This is a genomic window from Novosphingobium sediminis, assembly GCF_007991615.1.
GTDB lineage: Bacteria > Pseudomonadota > Alphaproteobacteria > Sphingomonadales > Sphingomonadaceae > Novosphingobium > Novosphingobium sediminis.
The window spans coordinates 168,222-189,009 of sequence record NZ_BJYR01000002.1 but is presented as its reverse complement, the minus strand read 5'-3'; the positions used below and the strand labels follow the sequence as shown (position 1 = coordinate 189,009).

At 64.5% G+C, this 20,788-nt stretch carries 13 protein-coding genes; 5 read left to right on the top strand and 8 right to left on the bottom strand.

Going from position 1 to position 20,788, the window contains the following annotated elements:
• Positions 1–51: 51 nt before the first annotated feature.
• The 8 genes from NSE01_RS01940 to NSE01_RS01905 form a co-directional block, all read right to left on the bottom strand.
• Positions 52–3,048 carry a TonB-dependent receptor gene (locus NSE01_RS01940; protein WP_147157937.1) on the bottom strand — a complete coding sequence of 999 codons (2,997 nt, stop codon included), beginning with the start codon at positions 3,046–3,048 and terminating at the stop codon, positions 52–54.
• A gap of 297 nt (positions 3,049–3,345) precedes the next feature.
• A complete protein-coding gene (locus NSE01_RS01935) occupies positions 3,346–4,275 on the bottom strand; it encodes an alpha/beta fold hydrolase (RefSeq protein ID WP_147157936.1) in 930 nt (309 codons plus the stop codon).
• Positions 4,275–5,231 carry an NAD(P)H-binding protein gene (locus NSE01_RS01930; protein ID WP_147157935.1) on the bottom strand — a complete coding sequence of 319 codons (957 nt, stop codon included), beginning with the start codon at positions 5,229–5,231 and terminating at the stop codon, positions 4,275–4,277. Before NSE01_RS01930 ends, NSE01_RS01935 begins: the two co-directional genes overlap by 1 nt.
• Positions 5,228–6,088, bottom strand: a complete 861-nt coding sequence (locus NSE01_RS01925; RefSeq protein ID WP_147157934.1) for an HTD2 family dehydratase — start codon at positions 6,086–6,088, stop codon at positions 5,228–5,230. The genes NSE01_RS01930 and NSE01_RS01925 overlap by 4 nt, the downstream gene beginning before the upstream one ends.
• Complete coding sequence (locus NSE01_RS01920) at positions 6,088–7,674, bottom strand: acyl-CoA dehydrogenase family protein (RefSeq protein WP_218033229.1); 1,587 nt, start codon at positions 7,672–7,674, stop codon at positions 6,088–6,090. The genes NSE01_RS01925 and NSE01_RS01920 overlap by 1 nt, the downstream gene beginning before the upstream one ends.
• A gap of 1 nt (position 7,675) precedes the next feature.
• A complete protein-coding gene (locus NSE01_RS01915) occupies positions 7,676–8,908 on the bottom strand; it encodes an acetyl-CoA C-acetyltransferase (protein ID WP_147157932.1) in 1,233 nt (410 codons plus the stop codon).
• Positions 8,905–10,113 (bottom strand): CoA transferase, encoded by a 1,209-nt coding sequence (locus NSE01_RS01910; protein ID WP_147157931.1) that lies wholly within the window; start codon positions 10,111–10,113, stop codon positions 8,905–8,907. Before NSE01_RS01910 ends, NSE01_RS01915 begins: the two co-directional genes overlap by 4 nt.
• A 180-nt stretch (positions 10,114–10,293) precedes the next feature.
• Positions 10,294–10,767, bottom strand: a complete 474-nt coding sequence (locus NSE01_RS01905; protein WP_147157930.1) for an Lrp/AsnC family transcriptional regulator — start codon at positions 10,765–10,767, stop codon at positions 10,294–10,296.
• Positions 10,768–10,904: 137 nt separating this feature from the next.
• On the opposite strand from NSE01_RS01905, the gene NSE01_RS01900 reads away from it, so the two are divergent.
• The 5 genes from NSE01_RS01900 to NSE01_RS01880 all read left to right on the top strand — a co-directional run bounded on the left by NSE01_RS01900 (position 10,905) and on the right by NSE01_RS01880 (position 20,763).
• A complete protein-coding gene (locus NSE01_RS01900) occupies positions 10,905–13,247 on the top strand; it encodes a thiamine pyrophosphate-binding protein (RefSeq protein WP_147157929.1) in 2,343 nt (780 codons plus the stop codon).
• Between the two features lie 222 nt (positions 13,248–13,469).
• The gene (locus tag NSE01_RS01895; RefSeq protein ID WP_147157928.1) at positions 13,470–15,923 is read left to right on the top strand and encodes a TonB-dependent receptor; all 2,454 of its coding nucleotides are present in this window, start codon (positions 13,470–13,472) and stop codon (positions 15,921–15,923) included.
• Between the two features lie 130 nt (positions 15,924–16,053).
• Positions 16,054–17,463 (top strand): betaine-aldehyde dehydrogenase, encoded by a 1,410-nt coding sequence (betB, locus tag NSE01_RS01890; protein WP_147157927.1) that lies wholly within the window; start codon positions 16,054–16,056, stop codon positions 17,461–17,463.
• On the top strand, positions 17,450–19,117 hold the full coding sequence (betA, locus tag NSE01_RS01885) for a choline dehydrogenase (protein WP_147157926.1): 1,668 nt from the start codon (positions 17,450–17,452) through the stop codon (positions 19,115–19,117). Before betB ends, betA begins: the two co-directional genes overlap by 14 nt.
• The gene (locus tag NSE01_RS01880; protein ID WP_147157925.1) at positions 19,114–20,763 is read left to right on the top strand and encodes a trimethylamine N-oxide permease; all 1,650 of its coding nucleotides are present in this window, start codon (positions 19,114–19,116) and stop codon (positions 20,761–20,763) included. Before betA ends, NSE01_RS01880 begins: the two co-directional genes overlap by 4 nt.
• Positions 20,764–20,788: the final 25 nt, after the last annotated feature.

Sequence of the window (20,788 nt, the reverse complement as noted above, 5' to 3'; positions counted from 1 at the left end):
GGCAGTGCGGCTCCTCGCGTATTGCAGGACCTTCGTTCTGGCGTGAACCGGTCAGAAGGTGAAGCGTGCACCCGCTGCCCAGCGCGCATAACCGGGTGCCGCGAAGAACACGGTCTGGTCGTTGCGCATGTGGCCCTTGCGGTCGGCGTTGGTGATGTTGATGCCTTCGCCGAAGACCGTGACGCCCTTCTTGATCTCGTAGCTCGCGCTCACGTCCCACTGGCCATAGGGGTTCACGTAGTACGGATCGAAGCCGTAGCCCGAGAGGAACCCTGCGCGCCAGTTGTATGCTACACGGGCCTGGAGACCCTTCTTGTCGTAGTAGAGCACCGCGTTCGCGCTGTTGCTGATACCAGTCACCGCAAACTGCGGCACGGTGTAGCGCTTGGCGTTGTCGAACTTGGTATCGCTCTTCACGACGGTGTAGTTCACGATTGCACCGAAGCCGGTGTTCCAGAACGTGTGCTGGATCGCGAATTCCCAACCCCAGATGCGCGCCCTCTGGTCGCTGTTGGTCGGCTGCGTGACGATGAAATTCACCAGCGGATCATCGGCCAGCGACTTGACGCCCGTGACGTTGTTGTTCGCATCGCGCCCGGCAACCGTCTGCGGATACTTGTTGCCGATGTAGTTCAGGATCTGCTGCGCGGTAGCATCAGAACCGAGAGCAGCGCGAGCTTCCTTGGCGCGATCGCCGGCAGCAGCGTTGGTCAGGCCGAACGCGGGCTGATTGACCTGCGTCTGGTTGATGTAGTTCTTCACGACCTTGTGGAAGAAACCGACCGAGATGTAGCTGGTCGGACCGTAGTACCACTCACCCGAGATATCCACGCCCTTCGACTTGTAGGGGAGGAGGTTCGGGTTGCCGCTCGCACCGGTGCTGCCGCCGATACGGATCGGCGCGTCAAGCGTCGTGCCGCCCTGCAGGCTGTTGTAATCCGGACGGGTGATCGTGTGGCTGTACGACGCGCGGAACTTGAAGTTCTTGAACGGCGACATGTCGAAGTCGATCGCGGGCAGCCAGTTCTCGTATTCGCCCTTGCGGGTGACGAACGAGCTTTCGGTGCCGTAGATGATCGCGGTTTCGTTACCGCCGGTCCAGACGGTGCCGGTCGGGACGGGAACGAGCGCGCTCGAGTCCACCTTGGTCTTTTCATAGCGCAGACCCATGCGCAGGTGCGCCGGATTTTCGCCCAGATCGAACGTGTGGGTCGTCTGGATGTAGGGCGCGAAGGTACGCTCGCGGATCGTGCGATCGCGGTCGAACTTGGCAAGGCAGGTGCCAGCGGTCTGTGCGTTGCCGCAGATGCCCAGCTTGTCGTTGAGCAGGTTGATCAGGCCGGGGGTGTTGATGTCGAAGTAGCTCGGGATGATCCCGTTGCCCGAGACGTTCATGCCCTTGAGATCGTTCGGCAGGTCGCGGATCGTGTAGAGCTCGTCCGGCGTGTCCGCCTTCGAGAGCGTACCGCCCCAGGTGTCGTTCTGGATCACGCCGAATGCCGAGCGCACCTTGTTTTCGGTGTAGGTCACGCCGAAGTCGAGGCTGTCGATGAACGATGCGTCGAAATCGTAGCCGCCGCGGAAGGCGACTTCGTTGATCTCGTCACGCATATAGGCCGTACGGAAGGCGTTGCCGGCCGGGCGGATGTTCGCGGCGTTGATTTCCGCACCCGGATACATCTCGACCGAGATGACCGGCATGTCGGAGGTGAAATCGACCTTCTGGTTCTTCACGCCATAGATCGCGCTGCCGACGGCGATACCCGTGCCGTAAGGCGAGGTGGGCTTGCTTTCGGCGGTCGAGTGGTGACCGTCGAGCTCAAGGCGCAGGCCGCCGGGGCCGTCCCACTTGAGGTTGCCGCCGATTGAGCGGTTGATCGAGCGGTTCGCGGCAACGGCGCCGGTGATGGCAAGGTCCTTGCCTTCGTTCGGGCCGAAGCTTTCAGCATAGAAGTTGGGGCCGGCGGCGGGGCCGTCGGTCCAGCTGCTGCTGGTCTGGTTGTGGTTGAACCACACGCCGATGCTGTTGGTGCGCGCATCGATGGTGTTCTGCGAGAAGGTGTAGTCCACCGTCGCGACGAGTGTGTCAGTCGGCTTGACCTGCACAACGGCCTGGCCGTTGATGCGCTCGCGGCGGAACGTGGTGAAGTCGTAGCCGGCGTTCTGCGTCACCTGATAGACGGTGTTCGGGCCCGGGCGATTCTCGGTCTTGTCGAAGTTGCCGCGCCAGTCGTTGGCGTCGACCGGGAGCGAGCCCCAGTTGTTCTCGTTGCCGAGGTAGCCTTCGCGCCAGCCAGCGTTGAACTGCGCCTGGCTCGCGCGGCGATCCTGGTAGGAGCCGCTGATCGAGATACCGATGCGGTTGTCGGCAAAGGTGTCGCTGATGACGCCCGAGAATTCCGGCTTCACCTTCTGGCCTTCAAAGACCGAGGTGTCATAGAGCGCCTTGGCGCCGATGCTGCCGTGGAGGCCCGGACGGTCCAGCGGACGCGGGGTCTTGATGTTGATGACCGAACCGATACCGCCAGTGGCGAGGCTGGCGCGGCCCGACTTGTACACTTCGACGCCGGCAATGCCTTCCGAAGCGAGGTTTGCGAAGTCGAAGCTGCGCGAGGCCGGCGCACCGCTCGAGCCGCCGAGGCTCGAAGCCGGCATCTGGCGGCCATTGAGCAGGACGAGGTTATAGTCAGGGCCGAAGCCGCGGACCGTGACGGTCGAGCCTTCGCCGTTGGCGCGATCGATCGAAACGCCGGTGATGCGCTGCAGCGATTCTGCAAGGTTGGTATCGGGGAACTTGCCGATGTCTTCCGCCGAGATCGCGTCGATCACGCCAATGCCCTGGCGCTTGATGTTGAGCGAGCTCTTGAGCGATGCGCGAATACCGGTGACGACGATGGCGCCCGCCGGGTCACTGTCTGCAGCAGCCTGCGGCGCGGCGGCCTGCGGTGCGGCCTCCTGAGCTACGGCTTGCTGCGCGGTGAGAGCGAGTGCTGCAGCCGAAGCCCCCAGCATGAGGTGGGCATAGGCAGGCTTGCGCGATGCTTTCATTGCGATTCTTCCCCCTGAAATCCGGCGTTTTGTCCGGTTGAGTGCCGATTGTGAACGTTCACCTAGCTGGGAACGTTCACTTCGTCAAGCCAGTGCGGGGCGTTTTGCGCATGTGGACTTGCAGTTTTTGCGCATAAGCCATGGCAAAGGTTCAGGATCGCAGACCAAGTCGGGCCGGAGAGATTGCCAGCACCATCGCGGTGGCGGCCGGTGCAGCATGAGGCTGCAGCAAGGGCGTCTCGAGTAGGCCACGTTCATGGATGTTGCCGGGAACCAGCGAACTGCTGGAGCGTGGCTTCACGGAGCCGGTTCGGCGAGGAACGCTCTCAGCGGTGGCAGCACAGCGGCGGGGCTTTCCTCGAAGGGGACATGGCCCATTCCCGGCAAGCGCACCAATCGCGCGTGCGGCATCAGGCTGAGGTAATCCTGTGCATTGCGGATAGGGATCATCTGGTCCTGCTCGCCCCACAGCAGCAGCGTGGGCGCGGCTATGCTGCGCAGGCGCGGTGCAGGATCGGTCAACACCGTCTGGCGAGTGCGGTCGAGGATCGCGCGGCGCACGCCGGGTGCGAGCAGCATATCGCGGTAGCGATCCAGCACAGCATCGGGGAGTGCATCGGGATGTGCCCAAGCTGGAGCAAGATTGGCGCGGATCAGCGAGCGCGGCCCGACCCATGGCATGAGGTTCATCACGAACGGGACTTCAGGCGCCTTGCCATATTCGAATCCGGGGCTGGCGAAGCCATCGGGCGAAATCAGCACGAGCTTTGCAACACGCTGAGGATAGCGGGCGGCAAACTCCCACGCGAAACGGCCGCCCAGCGAATTGCCGATCAGCACGGCACGGGGAACGGCTAGCTGGTCTATCAGGCCAGCAATGAGGGTGAGGGTGCGCGCATCGGAATAATCGCCGGTAGCGTCGGGACCGGTGAGGCCGAAACCGGGTAGATCAAGGCGTATCACGCGGTATTTCGCCGAGAGTACCTTTGCCCATGGCTCCCATGTTTCGAGGCTGGAGCCGAAGCCGTGGAGCAGGATCAGGGCGGGAGCGTCCTTCGGGCCGGTATCGCGGTAACGCAGGCGCTGTCCGAGGACGGTGCGATAGTCACCGGGGTAGGTGGCCTCCAGTGCGCTGCGCGGCTTGTCCGGCGCGTAGAGCCAGATGGCGAGCGCGGCGCAGGCGATGAGAGCGAGTGCGCCGGTCCAGCGCAGGATGCGGCGCAACATCAGAACACCGCGTGATCGCCGCGTTCATCGGGCGCTGCCGTGCCCGAGAGGATCGCACGGTAGTGATCGAAAAGGGTGTCGGTGCCGGTCTCCGGCGTCATGGCGGCGTCGTAGCGCCCGGTCGCTGGATCGAGCACGAGCATGGACTCGGTTGCATAGTAATGGCCAATGCGGGCGAGTTCAGCCTTGGTTGCAAGCGGCGGAACCAAGCGTGAGGCCAAGCCAAGGGCGCCGGCAATCCCGCCCAGAAATCCGGGCGGAACTGACCGGAACTTGGGCTCCATGTCCAACATGGCAAACAGCGCCTCGCCCTGCTGACGCGGGGTGATGGCGGGGCCGGGGCCGCCTATGGGGAGCACCTTGTTCCACCGCTCCGCCTCGCTCAGGCAGCCCGCAAGATAGGCACCAAGATCGCGGTTGCTGATGGGCTTGCAGGCGGTAAGGCTGCCGTCTCCGAACAGCAGAAACGGCTTGCCGCTGCGGACGCGCTCGATCTGACCGGAGAGCGACTTGAAGAAGGCAGTGGGGCGCACGATCGAATAGCGCAGGCCTGAGGCGATCAGTTCCGCTTCGAAGGCGAGCTTGGCCTGCTGGAAGGCAAGGCGCGGCTTCTGCACACAAATGGCCGAAAGAAGGACGAAATGCTGCGCGCCGCTGCGGTCCGCCAGGGCAAGCGCATGGCTATGCGCCTTGTGGTCGATCGCCCATGCATCGCTTGGCAGTCCGGTGCGCGAGGCCATGCAGGAGACGACAGCGTCGAAGTGTTCTCCGGCAAACCCATCGTGCATGAGGCTGACCGGATCGGCAGGATCGGCACGGCGCAGGGTTACGCCGGGTAGAGGCTTTGCAGGTTCGCGGCGCACCATTGCAACGACGTCATGCCCGGCATCGACAAGCGCCTGCGCGGTGGCCTTGCCGATGGTGCCAGTGGCGCCGAGCAAGGCGATACGGCTCATGGCGCGGGCGTGGTGGCCTTCGCGGCCATGATCTGCCTGCCATCGGCGGCATGGGCGGCGAGGATCAGGCCGCCGTCCCCATGCTTGAGGCCAAGGTGAAGGGGCTCGTCAGCCACAGCGGGGGAGACCGCACGGAAGCTGAACGTGGCGAGCGCGGCTTCGTTCCCCAGCGTGCGGCGCGCGAAATCGAGCAGCAGCGTCGCGATCAGCGGGCCGTGGACGACAAGGCCGCGATAGCCTTCCGTGCCGGTGGCATAGGGGTGATCGTAGTGAATGCGATGCGTATTGAAGGTCAGTGCCGAGTAGCGGAACAGCAATGCGGGGGTGGGCAGCACTTCGCGGGTAGCGTCCCATCCGCCGGCATCGAAGCGTCCATCACCCGGCGGCGGCGGAGCAGGCGGGCTGCCGGGAGGCGGGGCATCGCGGTAGACGAGCGTCTGCGTTTCCCGAATGGCCAGCACATCATCTGCAAAGGTCTCGTGCGCCAGTTCGGCGAAGACGAGCGGACCGGTGCCGCCTTGCTTTTCGGTGATCGAGAGCACGCGGGTGCGGCGCTCGATTGCGGATTCGGCCGTAATGGGCGCGACAAACTCGACAGCACCAGCCGCCCACATGCGGCGTTCAAGAGGGAGCGGCGGGAGCAGGCTCGCCGCACTTTCGTCGCGCATCGGGTGGCCGTCTTGCCCGAGCGCGGCGGTGGGTGCGTCGGGCGTGCACAGGCACCAGTGGAGGCCTTGGGGTGCGACATCGGTGGGCGTGCTGCGATCCAGCGTGGCGCACCAGCGGGCGAGGAGACTTGCCGTAAGGGTATCGCGGCGCACTTCCTCGCGGCCGATCCATGCGCTGTAATCGCCCATCAGCCGCGCCCCGCCATAAGGCCGCGCGCGATCACTTGCGCCTGAATTTCCGCGGCGCCTTCGAAGATCGAGAGGATGCGCGCGTCGCACAGCACGCGGCTGATCTCGTATTCCAGCGCGTAGCCATTTCCGCCGTGGATCTGCAGCGCGGCATCGGCTGCGGTCCACGCGGCGCGGGCGGCGTGGAGCTTGGCCATGCCAGCCTCGATATCGCAGCGGCGGCCATCATCCTTGGCGCGGGCGGCGGCGTAGGAAAGTTCGCGCGCGGTGACGTACTCCGCCAGCATGACGGCGAGCTTGTCCGCTACGCGGGGGAAATGGATCAGCGCCTGGCCAAACTGCTTGCGCTGGAGAGCGTAATCGAGCCCGAGTTCAAGCGCGCGGCGGGTGACGCCGACGGCGCGCGCGGCGGTCTGGATGCGGGCGCCCTCGAAGGTCTGCATGAGCTGCTTGAAGCCCGCGCCCTCTCTGCCGCCAAGCAGCGCCTCGGCCGGAGCGCGCATCCCGTCGAACTGCAACGCGTATTCGCGCATCCCGCGATAGCCGAGGACTTCGATCTCGCTGCCGGTCATGCCGTCTGCGGGGAAAGGATTGCCCTCGGTGCCGCGCGGCTTGGGCACGAGCAGCATGGAAAGGCCCGCATACCCCGCAGTATCGGGCAACGTGCGCACGAGGAGCGTCATCACGTCCGAACGCGCGGCGTGGGTGATCCACGTTTTCGCGCCATGGATCACCCAGTCGCCGCTTTCGTCCTGCGCTGCGCGAGTGGTGAGGGCGCCTAGATCGGAGCCGACATCGGGTTCGGTGAACACCGCGACCGGCAGCGTTTCGCCGCTGGCAATGCGGGGCAGCCAATGCGCCTTTTGCGCCTCGGTGCCGCCGAGCATGATGAGTTCGCCCGCGATTTCCGAGCGCGTGCCGAGCGATCCGGCGCCGATCCACCCGCGCGATAATTCCTCGCTGACGAGGCACATCACCAGTTTACCGAGCCCGAGGCCGCCGAACTCTTCCGGGATGCAAACGCCGAAAGTGCCGAGCGCGGCCATGGCCTCAACCGTCTCGTCTGGGATCAGCGCATTGGCGAGGTGCCATTTGTGCGCATGGGGGATGATCTCAGCATCGGTGAAACGGCGGAACTGGGCGCGGATTTCATCGAGCGCTTCATCGTGGAATGTCTCGCTCGGCCAATGGCCTTCGGCCAGCGCGGCGGCGAGGAGGCTGCGGGTTTCCGCCATGTCTGCATCGAGCAGTGCGGCGGCGGCATCAGCAAGGGCGCGGGCCTCGGCGGTGAGGCCGAGGTCTGCCGGGCGCAGCATTTCGGCGGGGCCCATGAGCAGAGCGCCTGTCAACTGGCCAAGGGTTTCGGCAAAGGCGAGTTGCGCGACGTGTGCATCAAGCGGGTTGCTGCTGCCCTCCGCCCAAGCTGCAACGGCTTCCAGCGCGGCCACGCTGGTCGCGATCCACGCAAAGCCGTGTGCGGCGCGCTGCTCCGCTTCGACCGGGCGATTGGCGAGGCGCTGGGTGAGGGTGCTTCGGGCAGCGTCGCGGTAGGCCTTGGCCGCTTCGAGCGGCGTCTTCAGGTCCATATCAAGCCGCGCGTTCGAACACCGCGGCGATGCCCTGACCGCCGCCGATGCACATGGTTTCAAGGCCGTAGCGACCATCGCGGCGCACCAGTTCGCGCGTCAGGTTGGCAAGGATGCGCCCACCGGTCGCGCCGATGGGATGGCCGAGCGAGATGCCCGAGCCGTTGACGTTGAGCACGTCGTGGCGGCTGTCGTCATCGCTCCAGCCCCAGCCCTTGAGCACGGCGAGAACTTGCGGCGCGAAGGCTTCGTTCAGTTCGACAAGGTCGATGTCATTCCAGCCAAGGCCGGTGCGCGCGAACAGACGCTCGACGGCAGGGACGGGACCGATGCCCATGCGCGCCGGATCGCAGCCTGCCGCAGCCCACGAATTGAACCACGCGATGGGTTCGAGGCCGAGCTCCTCGAGCTTGTGTTCGGCGACGACGAGGCAGGCGGCTGCAGCATCGTTCTGCTGGCTGGCATTGCCGGCAGTCACGACAGCGCCGGGGATGTTCTTTGCCTCAAGGGCCTTCAGCGCGCCGAGCGATTCCATCGTCGCATCGGCACGGTAGCCTTCGTCGTGCGCGAAGATCTTGGGATCGCCCTTGCGCTGGGGGATTTCGACCGGGACCAGTTCATCGGCGAACAGGCCGTTGGCCCACGCAGCGGCGGCGCGCTGGTGGCTGCGCACGGCATAGGCGTCGCAGGCCTCGCGGCTGATGCCATAGTCGCGCGCGAGGTTCTCGGCGGTCTCGATCATGCCGGTGATGACACCGAAGCGCTCGATCGGCTGCGACATCAGGCGGCCGCGCGTGAGGCGGTCGTGCAGCATGAGGCCACCTGCACGCACGCCCTTGCGGCCCTCGGTGGTGTAGTATTCGACGTTGGACATGGACTCGACGCCGCCCGCTACAACGACATCGGACTGGCCGGTTTGCACCATCATCGCAGCATTGATGACCGCCTGCAGGCCCGAGCCGCAGCGCCGATCAAGCTGGTAGCCGGGGACTTCGATGGGGAGGCCTGCCGCGAGCCACGACCAGTGGCCGATGGCGGGGGCCTCGGCATTGCCGTAGCCTTGCGAGAACACGACGTCGTCGACGCGCGCGGGGTCGATTTTCGTGCGCTCCATCAGCGCTTTGAGGATTACCGCGCCGAGTTGCCCGGCGTTGAGGTCTGCCAGCGCGCCGCCGAACTTGCCGACAGCGGTTCGGATGGGGGCGCAGATGGCGGCACGAGTGAGCTTGGTCATGCGGGGGTTCCTGCAATGCCGGCTTCGAGGAGCTGGTCTATGGTTTGGGTATCGAAGGCGAGGTGGCGGGACAGGACATCGCGCGTGTCTGCACCCAGCACGGGGGCGGGGGCCGGGGTCAGGCGCTCCATCGCGGGGAAAGTCGCGAAGGCGCCAGCCGCCGGGTAGGCAAAGCCGCTGGGGTTGTCTGCCGTGTGCTCGAACATCGGGTTTTGGCCGACAAGACGGGGGTCCTGCACAGCTTCGGGCATGGTCTTGTAAGGGCCGTGGGTGACGCCGTTGGCATCGAGCTTTTCGGCAAGCGCGGCATGGCCGAGCGGGGCGATGGCGGCCTCGATCAGGGCATAGATGGCGTCGCGATGGCGGTAGCGCACGCCATCATCGCCGGTGAACGAGACGCCGTGGCGGGCTTCAAGCGCAGCGAGGCTATCTTGCAGATCGAGCGCGCGGACGAGACCCTGCCACTGGCGTTCGTTGATCGCGACGATCATGACGCGCACGTCGTCTGCCGTCACGAAATCGCGGCCGATGGTGCCGTAGACGCCATTGCCAAGGCGTTCGCGGTCCTCACCCGATTGCAGCACTTCGGCCACTCGGCCGAGATTCGCGGCGGAGCCCATCGCAATATCGGTGAGTGGGAGGCGAACTTCGCCGCCAAGCCCTGTCTCGTCGCGGCGGCGCAGCGCGGAAACGAGCGCGAAGGCGCCGTAGGCTCCGGTGAGGAGATCCCACGCGGGGAGGACGTGGTTGACCGGGGCAGGGTCGTTCAGCGGGCCTGTGAGCGCGGGATAGCCGACCGCCGCATTGGCCGTGTAATCAAGCGCGATGGCGCCATCGGGCCAGCCCATCACACGGACGGTAATCAGGTCCGGGCGGCCCGCGGCCAGCTTCTCATGGGCAAGGAAGCCGCCCACCGGAAGATTGGTGACGAGAGTGCCGACCTTCTGGATCAGCTCAGTCAGCACTGCGCGCCCTTCCGTCTTCGTCAGGTCCAGCGCCACGCTTTTCTTTGCGCGGTTGAGGTTTTCCCACGAGAGCGAGTTGCCCTCGGGTGTCAGCGGCCAGCGCTTGAAATCCTGCCCGCCGCCGATCTGGTCGACGCGGATCACTTCGGCCCCGAACTGGGCGAGATAGAGCCCGATGGTCGGCGAGGCGACGAAGGAGGAGACCTCGATCACCGTGATGCCGGAGAGCAGGTTGTACATGGGGTCGCGGGCTTTCAGACTTGTCTTGTGGTTGGTGCAACCGTGTAATCAATCGAGCGGTTAAGAAAAGGGGGTTGGGGGGTAGGCTGTTGAATTGGAGGGGCGGCGGGTGCGCATGATGCTTCGACAAGCTCAGCATGAGCGGCTTTGGGAGATGTGCCGGAGGAAGAGTGTCCGCCCTCAATCCGGCACTGGCAGCGCCGTCCGGTTGACGATGGGCCGCAGTGCAAAGCTTGTCGTCACCTGCGCCACACCGGCAATCCGCGTCAGGCGCTTCCTAAGGAAATCCTCGAAGGCGGCGAGCGAAGGAACGAGGACGCGCAACTGGTAGTCGGCCTCGCCCGTCATGAGGTAGCAGTCCATCACTTCGGGGAACTCCGCAACGGCGCTTTCGAACGTTGCGAGGTGGTGATCGTCCTGCTGGTCGAGCCGTATGCGGACAAAGGCATTGACCGGCAGGCCAATCGCCTCGGGCTCCACCAATGCGACATAGCCGGTGATGACGCCCCGTTCCTCCAGCGCGCGGACGCGGCGCAGGCAGGGGCTGGGGCTGAGGCCGACATCCTCGCACAGCTGCTGGTTGGTCAGGCGACCGTTCTGCTGAAGGCGGCGGAGGATCTTGCGGTCAATCGCATCGAGATCACTATATGGCATTATCTTTTACTCATGGTGGTGAAATTGGCAGGATATGCCAAAACTCTGCCCGTGCGGGGCAAACTTCGCAATACGCCATTTTGCGCCACACGCTATGTTGATGGCTTCCTAGCCTTCAGCGGATTCGAGAGCCTGCCATGACTGCTGTCCTTGCCGATCCAAAGGTCGACCTGATCCCCTCGCTGGAAGCGCTCGATGCGCGGCTGCGCTGGCTATCGGCGTGGACGGTCCACAATGCGAACAACATCCGCACCAAGCGCGACGGGATGAAGGTTGGCGGCCATCAGGCGAGCTGCGCCTCGATGTCTACGATCATGGCCGCGCTCTATTTCCACGCGCTGCGCCCGCAGGACAAGGTGGCGGTGAAGCCGCATGCCGGGCCGCTGCTCCATGCGATCCATTATCTGCTGGGCAACCAGTCGCTGGATCAGTTGCAGCGTTTCCGCGGGCTGGGGGGCATGCAGAGCTACCCCTCGCGAACCAAGGACCAGATCCCGGTCGATTTCTCGACCGGTTCGGTGGGGCTGGGCGTGGCGATCACCGCATTCGCCAGCCTGGTGCAGGACTACTGCATCGCGCAGGGGCACATGAGCGAAGCCGATGCCGGCCGGATGATCGCGCTGATGGGCGATGCCGAGCTCGATGAGGGCAATATCTACGAGTGCCTGATCGAGGCCTACAAGCACGACATCCGCAATTGCTGGTGGGTGGTCGATTACAACCGGCAGTCGCTGGACGCGACGACGGCGGACCGCATGTTCCGCCGCTTCGACGATATCTTCGAGACCTGCGGGTGGCGGGTGATCACCTTGAAGAGCGGCAAGCTGCAGAAGGCGGTGTTTGCGAAGCCCGGCGGGCAGGCGCTGGAAGACTGGATCGACAATTGCCCCAATGCGGAGTTCGCCGCGCTCACGTATCAGGGCGGGACGGCGTGGCGCGAGCGGCTGATGACGGATCTCGGTGATCTGCCTACGACCCGCGCGCTGATCGAGAGCTTTGACGATGCCGCGCTGGCGCAACTGATGACCAACCTTGGCGGCCACTGCGCCGAGACGCTGGTCGAAGCCTTTGCGCAGGCGAATGACGACAAGCCGACGTTGTTCATTGCCTACACGGTGAAGGGCTACGGCCTGCCGCTGGCTGGGCACAAGGACAACCATTCGGGCATGATGAACACGGCGCAGATTGAAAGTCTGCGCGCGACCATGGGCATTGCCGAGGGTTCGGAATGGGAACCGTGGAGCGGGCTTGGCGATAATGTCGCGGCGCAGCTCAAGGCTTTCGTCGAGGCGAGCGCGCTCGCGCAGAAGGAACCCGAGCACGGCCCGCCGGCGATCCCCGTCCCAGCACGGCTGCCGGTGCCCGAGGGCGAGGAGCAATCCACGCAGAGCGCCTTCGGACGCATCCTGATGGATCTGGCGCGGCCGGGAGATCCGCTTGGCGACCGCATCGTGACGACCGCGCCCGACGTGACGCAGACGACGAACCTCGGCGGCTTCGTCAACCGGCGCGGACTGTTCCGCCGAGGCGAACTCAAGGACGTGTTCCAGGCCGCGCGCATTCCTTCAGCGCAGAAGTGGGTGGGCAATACGGCGGGGCAGCATGTTGAGCTGGGCATTGCCGAGACCAACTTCTTCCTCGTGCTGGCAGCGTTCGGACTTTCGGCGCCGCATTTCGGCACAAGACTGCTGCCGGTGGGGACGGTCTACGACCCGTTCATCGCGCGCGGGCTCGATGCACTGAACTATGGCTGCTATCAGGATGCCCGGTTCCTGCTTGTGGGAACGCCGTCGGGCCTGACGCTGGGTGCCGAGGGCGGCGCGCACCAATCGATCAACACGCCGCTGATCGGCATGGGGCAGCCGAACCTCGATTACTTCGAGCCGGCCTTTGCCGACGAAGTCGCACTGCTGATGCGCCATGCGTTCGAGCATATGCAGAAGCCGGACGGCGCTTCGGTCTACCTGCGTCTCAGCACCCGTTCGATCCAGCAGGTGACCCGCGAGGATAGCAGTTGGGAAGCCGATGCGCTGAAGGGTGCCTATTGGCTCAAGCGTCCGGCAGCGGGCGCGGAAGCGGCCATCGTGTTCACTGGTGCGATTGCGCCCGAGGCGCTGGCCGCGTGGGAGACGCTGAGCGAAGACCTGCCGGGTCTGGGGCTGCTCAACGTGACTTCGCCCGATCTGCTGCATCGGGGCTGGTCGGCCCGCCGCGCGGCGCGCTGGACAGGCAAGAAGCCCGAACCCAGCCACATCGATACCCTGCTCGGCGCGCTCGCGCCGGGGGCGGGGCTGGTCACCGTGATCGACGGTTCGCCCTCGGCGCTCTCGTGGCTCGGCGCGGTCAAGGGCATGCGTGTCAGCCCGCTTGGAGTCGAGCGTTTTGGCCAGACGGGCGATCTGCCGGACCTCTACCGGACCTACCGGCTCGATGCTGATGCGATCATCGACGCGGCGGCGGAGCTGTTTCTCGAGGGGTAAGGGCAGGGTAATAGCCGCATTCCAACATCTAATGGATACTATTAGTCCATTGGAATGTGGGTGTTTATCCCTAAGTTACTGAAATCATTGTTGCGATCTTGCATCGCGCGGCAAACTTCGGTTTGCCGCACGCCGGGCGCGCTTGCGCGCCTCCGAGGCATGAGGCACTTCTCTTCGCATCTGGAGAAGCGGGAGGGACGCTGTCCTCCGGGGAGAAAGAACATGACAATGACGCACACGAGCACCTTCCGCCGCGCCATGCAGGCGGGCACGGCCCTTGCGGCACTCTCGCTGGGCCTGATCGCCACGCCTGTCATCGCGCAGCAGGCCCAAGCTACTGAAACAGCAGCAATGCCAGCGGAGACCGGCGAGATCGTCGTCACCGCCCAGCGCCGCGAGCAGAAGGCCAACGATGTCGGCATCGCGGTCAGCGTAATCAGCGCCAAGGAGATCAAGGCGCTCAACATCGTCAACGCAACCGACGTTGTCCGCGCGATCCCGAACCTCAAGTTCAACGCCTACGGTTCAAGCCAGGTCGTCTACAACATCCGCGGCGTCTCGCAGAACGACTACGGCGACCAGCAGGAACCGCCGGTCGCGGTCTATCAGGACGACAGCTATACCTCCTCGATCACCGCGGCGAGCTTCCCGGTGTTCGACCTCGCCCGCGTCGAAGCGCTGCGCGGTCCGCAGGGCACGCTGTTTGGCCGCAACGCGACCGGCGGTGCGGTGCAGTTCATCTCCGCACAGCCGACCGACAAGCTCGACGGCTACCTCTCGGCGACGTACGGCCGCTACAATCAGGTCGTGCTGGAAGGCGCGCTTTCGGGTGCGCTCGCACCGAACCTCACCGCGCGCATTTCGGGCCAGTACACGCGCGACGACGGCTACATCAAGAACATCACCCCCGGCCAGCCTGACCGCGGCGCGGACAACCACTGGGCGCTGCGCGGCATCATCAAGTGGGAGCCGAGCAGCGATTTCAAGGCCAAGCTCACCGTGCGCTATGCTCAGGCGGACAAGGAGCGGCAGGCCGGCATCTACTCGCTGGAGCCGACTTGCCCGAACGCACAGTTCCAGGGCGAATTCCTCGGCCCGAACGAGTTTTGCTCGTACTGGGGCGTGACCGGCACGACCGGCAACGGCTATGCCAACCCCGCGATCACGCCTTCGCAGGGCGGCAATCCGTGGCGCACGGCAGGCACCAACGATGCTTACGTCGACCGCAAGGTGTTCGGCGCCACGCTGCGCCTCGATGCCAAGATCGGCGCGTTCGACGTGACTTCGATCACCGATTACCAGCACCTCAAGAAGTTCTACATCGAGCAGGGCGATAGCGTTCCCGAGTTCCCCTATGTGGAGCAAGGGCCGTTCATCGATCCGGGTCCGTGCCCCGCGCCTGCGCAGAGCGTGACGTGCTACACATCGGGCACCGTGTTTTTCCAGCGCGCCAAGACCAACCAGGTCAGCCAGGAAATCCGCGCCGCCGCCACCTTCGGCAAGAACTACCTGACCATCGGCGGCTTCGGCATGATCATCGATGGCAAGTTCGCCGCAAAGTACGCCGTTCCGTTCATCGGCTACGATCCGAACGTCAACTTCACCCAGCGCACCGAGAGCTTCGCGTTCTTCGCGCAGGATGAATTCAAGATCAACGACCAGTGGAAGCTGATCGGCGGCATCCGCTACTGGCAGGACAAGAAGCGCGGCGTCTATGACGCGGTTGCGCCGACCGGGCCTTATGCACTTTCGCTGCACTTCGGGCCGGACGACATCTCGTACAACGACACGACCGGAACGGTTACACCGGGCTCGTGGAGCTACAAGAGCGGGCTGCCTTCGGGCGTTACCTCGACCCCGAGCGCGGCGAACCCGACTTTCCGCGGCGTGACCGCGCGCGCTGAAATCGACTACAAGCCGACGCCCGACACGCTGATCTACGCAAGCTACAACCGCGGCTCCAAGTCGGGCGGGTTCACCTTCTCGACCGGCACGCCGTTCCCGACGCAGCTTGTCGACGTGCTGAACAACATCCCCTACCGGCCGGAAACGCTCAACGCCTATGAAGTGGGCGTGAAGGCCAAGCTTCCGGGGAACACGCAGTTCAACCTCGCGGCGTTCTACTACGATTACAAGAACTACCAGGCCTTCGTGCAGGTGTTCGCGGCGCAGGTGGTTCGCAACCTGCCGGCCAAGATCAAGGGCATCGAGGCGGACATCACCAGCCGTCCGATCCCGGGCCTGACGCTGCAGCTATCCGGCGCGCTGCAGGATAGCGAAGTGAAGAACGTGCTGCTGCCCGACGGCGCTACGATCAAGACGAGCGACCTGCCGCAGGCGCCCGGCTTCGCCGGCAATGCGCTGGTGCGCTATGAGTTCGACACCGCCATCGGCCGCGCCTCGTTGCAGGCGGACGCGCTCTACACCGGCAAGTTCTGCTTCACGGTGATGTGCGCGCCGGTCGAACGCGAACGCGCTTATGCTGTGGCGAACGTGCGCGTGGGCTTCACGCCCAAGGACAGCAACCTCGACCTCGCGTTCTTCGTGAACAATGTGTTCGAGCGCCAGTACCGCGTCTATGCCTTCGACGCTTCGACGTATTGGGGCTATACGACGGGCGTCTACGCCAAGCCGCGCACCTGGGGTGTTAATGCGGTGTGGCACTTCGGGAAGTAAGTAGAAGAAGAACCCCTCCGTCTCGCTTCGCGAGCCGCCCCCTATTTGCACTTCGTGAAGTGGGGAAGCGGCGTGCCGAAGGCAGGTCGGAGGGGTTCTTCCTTCAATTTGAAAGCAGCGATACCAACCCATGACCGAGACCTTCCAGACCATCAATCCGGCAACCGGCGAAGTGCTGGCGACTTTGCCCATCGCCGGGCAGGCCGAAGTCGATGCAGCAGTCGCCAAGGCGGCAGCAGCGCAGAAGGAATGGGCCAAGCGCACCGGCACCGAGCGCGGCCGCATCCTGCGCCGCGCGGCAGAGATCCTGCGCGAGCGCAATGACGAACTGGCCGCGCTGGAAACACGCGATACCGGCAAGCCGATCCAGGAAACCATAGTGGTCGATGTCGTCTCGGGCATCGATTGCCTTGAGTTCTTCGCCGGTGTCGCGCCGACCATCGCGGGCGAGCATATCGATCTGGGGCCCAGCGCATTTGGCTATACCCGCCGAGAGCCGCTGGGGGTCTGCGCGGGCATCGGGGCCTGGAATTATCCGATCCAGATCGCCTGCTGGAAGTCCGCGCCCGCGCTTGCCTGCGGCAATGCGGTGATCTTCAAGCCTTCGGAACTGACCCCGTTGACCGCGATCGAGGTGGAAAAGATCTACCTTGAAGCCGGGCTGCCGGAAGGCTTGTTCCAGGTGCTCCACGGTTTCGGTGCGACGGGCGCAATGCTCACCGAACACCCCGGCATCGCCAAGATCTCGCTCACCGGCTCTGTGCCGACGGGCAAGAAGATCATGGCGGGCGCCGCTTCGACGCTCAAGAACGTGACGCTGGAACTCGGCGGTAAATCACCGCTGATCGTGTTCGCCGATGCCGATATCGAGAACGCGGTTTCGGGCGCACATCTCGCCAATTTCTACTCGGCGGGTGAGGTCTGCTCGAACGGCACGCGCGTGTTCGTGGAACGCAGCATTCTGCCGAAGTTCCTTGCCAGCCTGAAGACACGTACCGAGCGGATCAAGCTGGGCGACCCGATGGACCCGGCGACACAGATGGGCTCGCTGATCTCGGAAGCGCACCTGAACAAGGTCATGGGCTATATCGAGAAGGGCAAGGCCGAAGGCGCCGAGGTTCTGACCGGCGGCCACCGCGTGACAGAGGGCGTGCCGGCAGCCGGTTTTTACGTGGCGCCTACGGTATTTAGCGCGTGCACCGACGACATGACCGTGGTGCGCGAGGAAATCTTTGGGCCTGTGATGACGGTTCTGCCGTTCGACAGCGAAGAGGAAGTGATCGCCCGCGCGAACGACACCGAATTCGGGCTGGCGGCGGGTGTGTTCACCAATGACCTGACGCGGGCGCACCGTGTGATCGCGGCGCTCGATGCGGGCTCCTGCTGGATCAACACCTTCAACATCTGCCCGGTGGAAATGCCCTTCGGGGGGTTCAAGCAGTCTGGCATCGGCTTCGAGAACAGCCGCGAGGCGATCCACCACTTCACGCGCCTGAAGGGCGTCTATGTCGCGATGGAGCCGATCGATGCCCCTTACTGACGGGGAATTCGACTACATCATCGTTGGGGCCGGGTCGGCCGGCTGCGTGCTGGCTGACCGGCTTTCGGCGGACGGCAAGCACAAGGTGCTGGTGCTGGAATTCGGCGGGTCGGACCAGTCGATCTACATCCAGATGCCGAGTGCGCTCGCGATCCCGATGAACACCGCGCGGTGGAACTGGCAGTACGAGAGCGAGCCCGAGCCTGGCCTTGATGGCCGCGTGCTGCACACGCCGCGCGGCAAAGGGCTCGGCGGGTCCTCCTCGATCAACGGCCTTGTCTACATCCGTGGCAATCCGCTGGATTTCGAGCGCTGGGAAGAAGAAGGCGCGCGGGGCTGGAACTACGCCTCGGTGCTGCCCTACTTCAAGCGCGCGGAGCGCCGCGACGAGGGCGGGAACGAGTATCGCGGCGGCGATGGGCCGCTCGATACGCGCTATGGCACCTTGCAAAACCCGCTCAATCAGGCGTGGCTCGATGCGGCAAAGCAGGCCGGCTATTCGCTGACTGATGACGTCAACGGCTACCGTCAGGAAGGCTTTGGCCGGATGGACATGACCGTCCGCGATGGCGAGCGCTGCTCGGCGGCAAAGGCCTACCTGCGCCCGGCGATGCGCAGGCCCAATCTGACTGTGCTGCAACACACCCTCGCAACGCGGGTGGTGATGGAAGGCAAGCGTGCGGTGGGCGTCGAGATCGAGCGCTATGGCAAGCGGTCCATCGTGAAGGCCAATCGCGAAGTCATTCTTGCCGGGGGGCCAATCAATTCGCCGCAGCTTCTGAAGCTTTCGGGCATCGGCCCGGCGGAGGAACTGGCGCGGCACGGGATCAAGGTCGTGGCGGACCGCGCCGGGGTCGGCGCGAACCTGCAGGACCACCTCGAGTTCTATTTCCAGATGGCCTGCACGCAGCCGGTCACGCTCTACAAGTACGCCAATCTCTTCGGCAAAGGGCTGGTCGGCGCGCGCTGGCTGTTTCTGAAATCAGGCCTTGGTGCGACCAACCACTTCGAGACCTGCGGATTCATCCGCAGCAAGGCCGGCATCCGCTATCCCGATATCCAGTACCATTTCTTCCCGATGGCGGTGAGCTACGACGGCAATTCGCTGGCGAGTGAGCACGGCTTTCAGGCCCATGTCGGCCCGATGCGTTCAAAGAGCCGGGGTTCGGTAACCCTGCGGAGCGCTGATCCGAACGACAAGCCAGTGATCCGCTTCAACTACCTTTCGCATCCCGACGACATCGAGGAAATGCGCGCCTGCGTGCGGCTGACGCGCGAGATTTTCCAGCAGCCTGCGTTCGAACCTTGGCGGGGCCGCGAAATCCAGCCGGGCGCGGATGTGACCAGCGACGAGGCGATCGACGCCTTCATCCGCCAGAAGGTCGAGAGCGCCTATCACCCCTCGTGCACCTGCAAGATGGGCGCGGTGGATGATCCCTTTGCGGTGGTCGATCCTGAACTGCGCGTGATCGGCGTGGAAGGCCTGCGCGTGGTCGATAGTTCGGTCATGCCGTCCGTCACCACTGGCAACCTCAATGCGCCAACCATCATGATTGGCGAAAAGGGCGCGGACCACATCCTCGGCAAGGACATGCTCGCGCCTTCGAATGCGCCCTACTACGTCGCCCCGAATTGGGAGACCTCACAACGATGAGCGGAGCCGCGATCGCTGACGTCGCCGGTATCGAGGAAAACGGCGAACTGCATCGCTCGCTCGACTGGAAGGGCGCGTTCTGGGCTTCGTCCGGTGTGCCGGCAGGCGTTCTTCTGACCATTGGCGGTATCGCCACCATGATCGGCCAGCCGAGCTGGGTGATCTTCATAGCCTCGATCATGATGGGGTTCCTGCAGAGCTTCGTCTACGCAGAGATCGCCGGGCTCTATCCGCACAAGTCGGGCGGGGCCTCGGTCTATGGCGCGGCGGCTTGGCTGCCCTATTCCAAGTTCGTGGCGCCGATTTCGGTGTGGTGCAACTGGCTGGCGTGGTCGCCGGTGCTGACGCTGGGCACCAGTCTGGCGGCGGGCTACATCATGGCGAGCCTGTTTGCGCCCGATAGTGCGATCAATACCTGGCATATCACGCTGCTCGACCTGGGCTTCATCCGCGAGAAGCTGACGCTGCGTATCAATGCCGTCTCGATCATCGGGACTGCGTTTCTGCTGCTGACTTTCGCCTTGCAGCATGGCGGCGCGGCCAAGGCTGCGAACGCGCAGAAAATCCTCGGCATCGCCTGCCTTGCGCCGCTGATCCTCGTCGGCTTTGTCCCGCTGATTACGGGCGATCTGCCGACGCAGAACCTGTTCCCGATCCTGCCGCTCGTCCGCGATGCAGCGGGGCATGCGCATTTTGGCACATGGGATGGCTATGGCCTCACCCTGATGGCTGCCGCGATGTTCGGCGCGGGCTGGTCGACTTACGGGTTCGAGACGGCGGTCTGCTATACCCGCGAGTTCAAGGACCCGGCGCGAGATACGCCGCGCGCGCTGATAGCTTCGGGCATCCTGTGCATCGTGATCTTCGCGCTGGTGCCGCTGGCGTTTCAGGCCTCGCTGGGCCTCGAAGCGATGATGGACCCGCGCATCGGCGATGGTTCGGGCGTCGCGCTGGCACTGGCCACCATCGTCACCAAGGGTCTGGGCGTTACGGCAGGCGGCGCGGTGGTCGTCGCCAACCTGTTCATCGCGATGCTGATCCTCTCGCTGCTGCTCATCGTGATGACCTCGATGATGGGCTCCTCGCGCACGCTTTATCAGGCGGCAGTCGATGGCTGGCTGCCGAAGTATCTGGGCCGCGTGAACAGTCACGGCGCGCCGACTGCGGCGATGTGGACGGACCTTGCGTTCAATCTCGTGCTGCTGCTCGCTTCGGACTACTTCGCAGTGCTGATGATCTCGAACGTCTGCTACATGGCGTTCAATTTCCTCAACCTGCAATCGGGCTGGATCCACCGCATGGACCGCGCGACCTGGGAGCGGCCGTTTCGCTGCCCGACATGGCTGCTCGGGCTCGGCGCGGTGCTGGGCTTTGTCAACATGGCCTTCATGGGGGCGGGTGCGGACGTCTATGGCGCCGGGACGCTGCGCAACGGCCTTATCGGTGTGCTGCTGATTCTGCCCGTCTTCGCCTTCCGCCACTACGTGCAGGACAAAGGCGTGTTCCCGGCGGCGCTGGCGGAAGACTTTGCCGAAAGCCCTGCGGTGAAGCGCGCGGGAGTGCTGCCGTGGCTGGCGCTTGCGGCTTGTGCGGCGGTGGTTTGGGGCGCACATTCCCTCGCAAAGTTGCCGGTTCCGGTTGGCTAGGCCTGGCTAATACTCTGCATTAGTC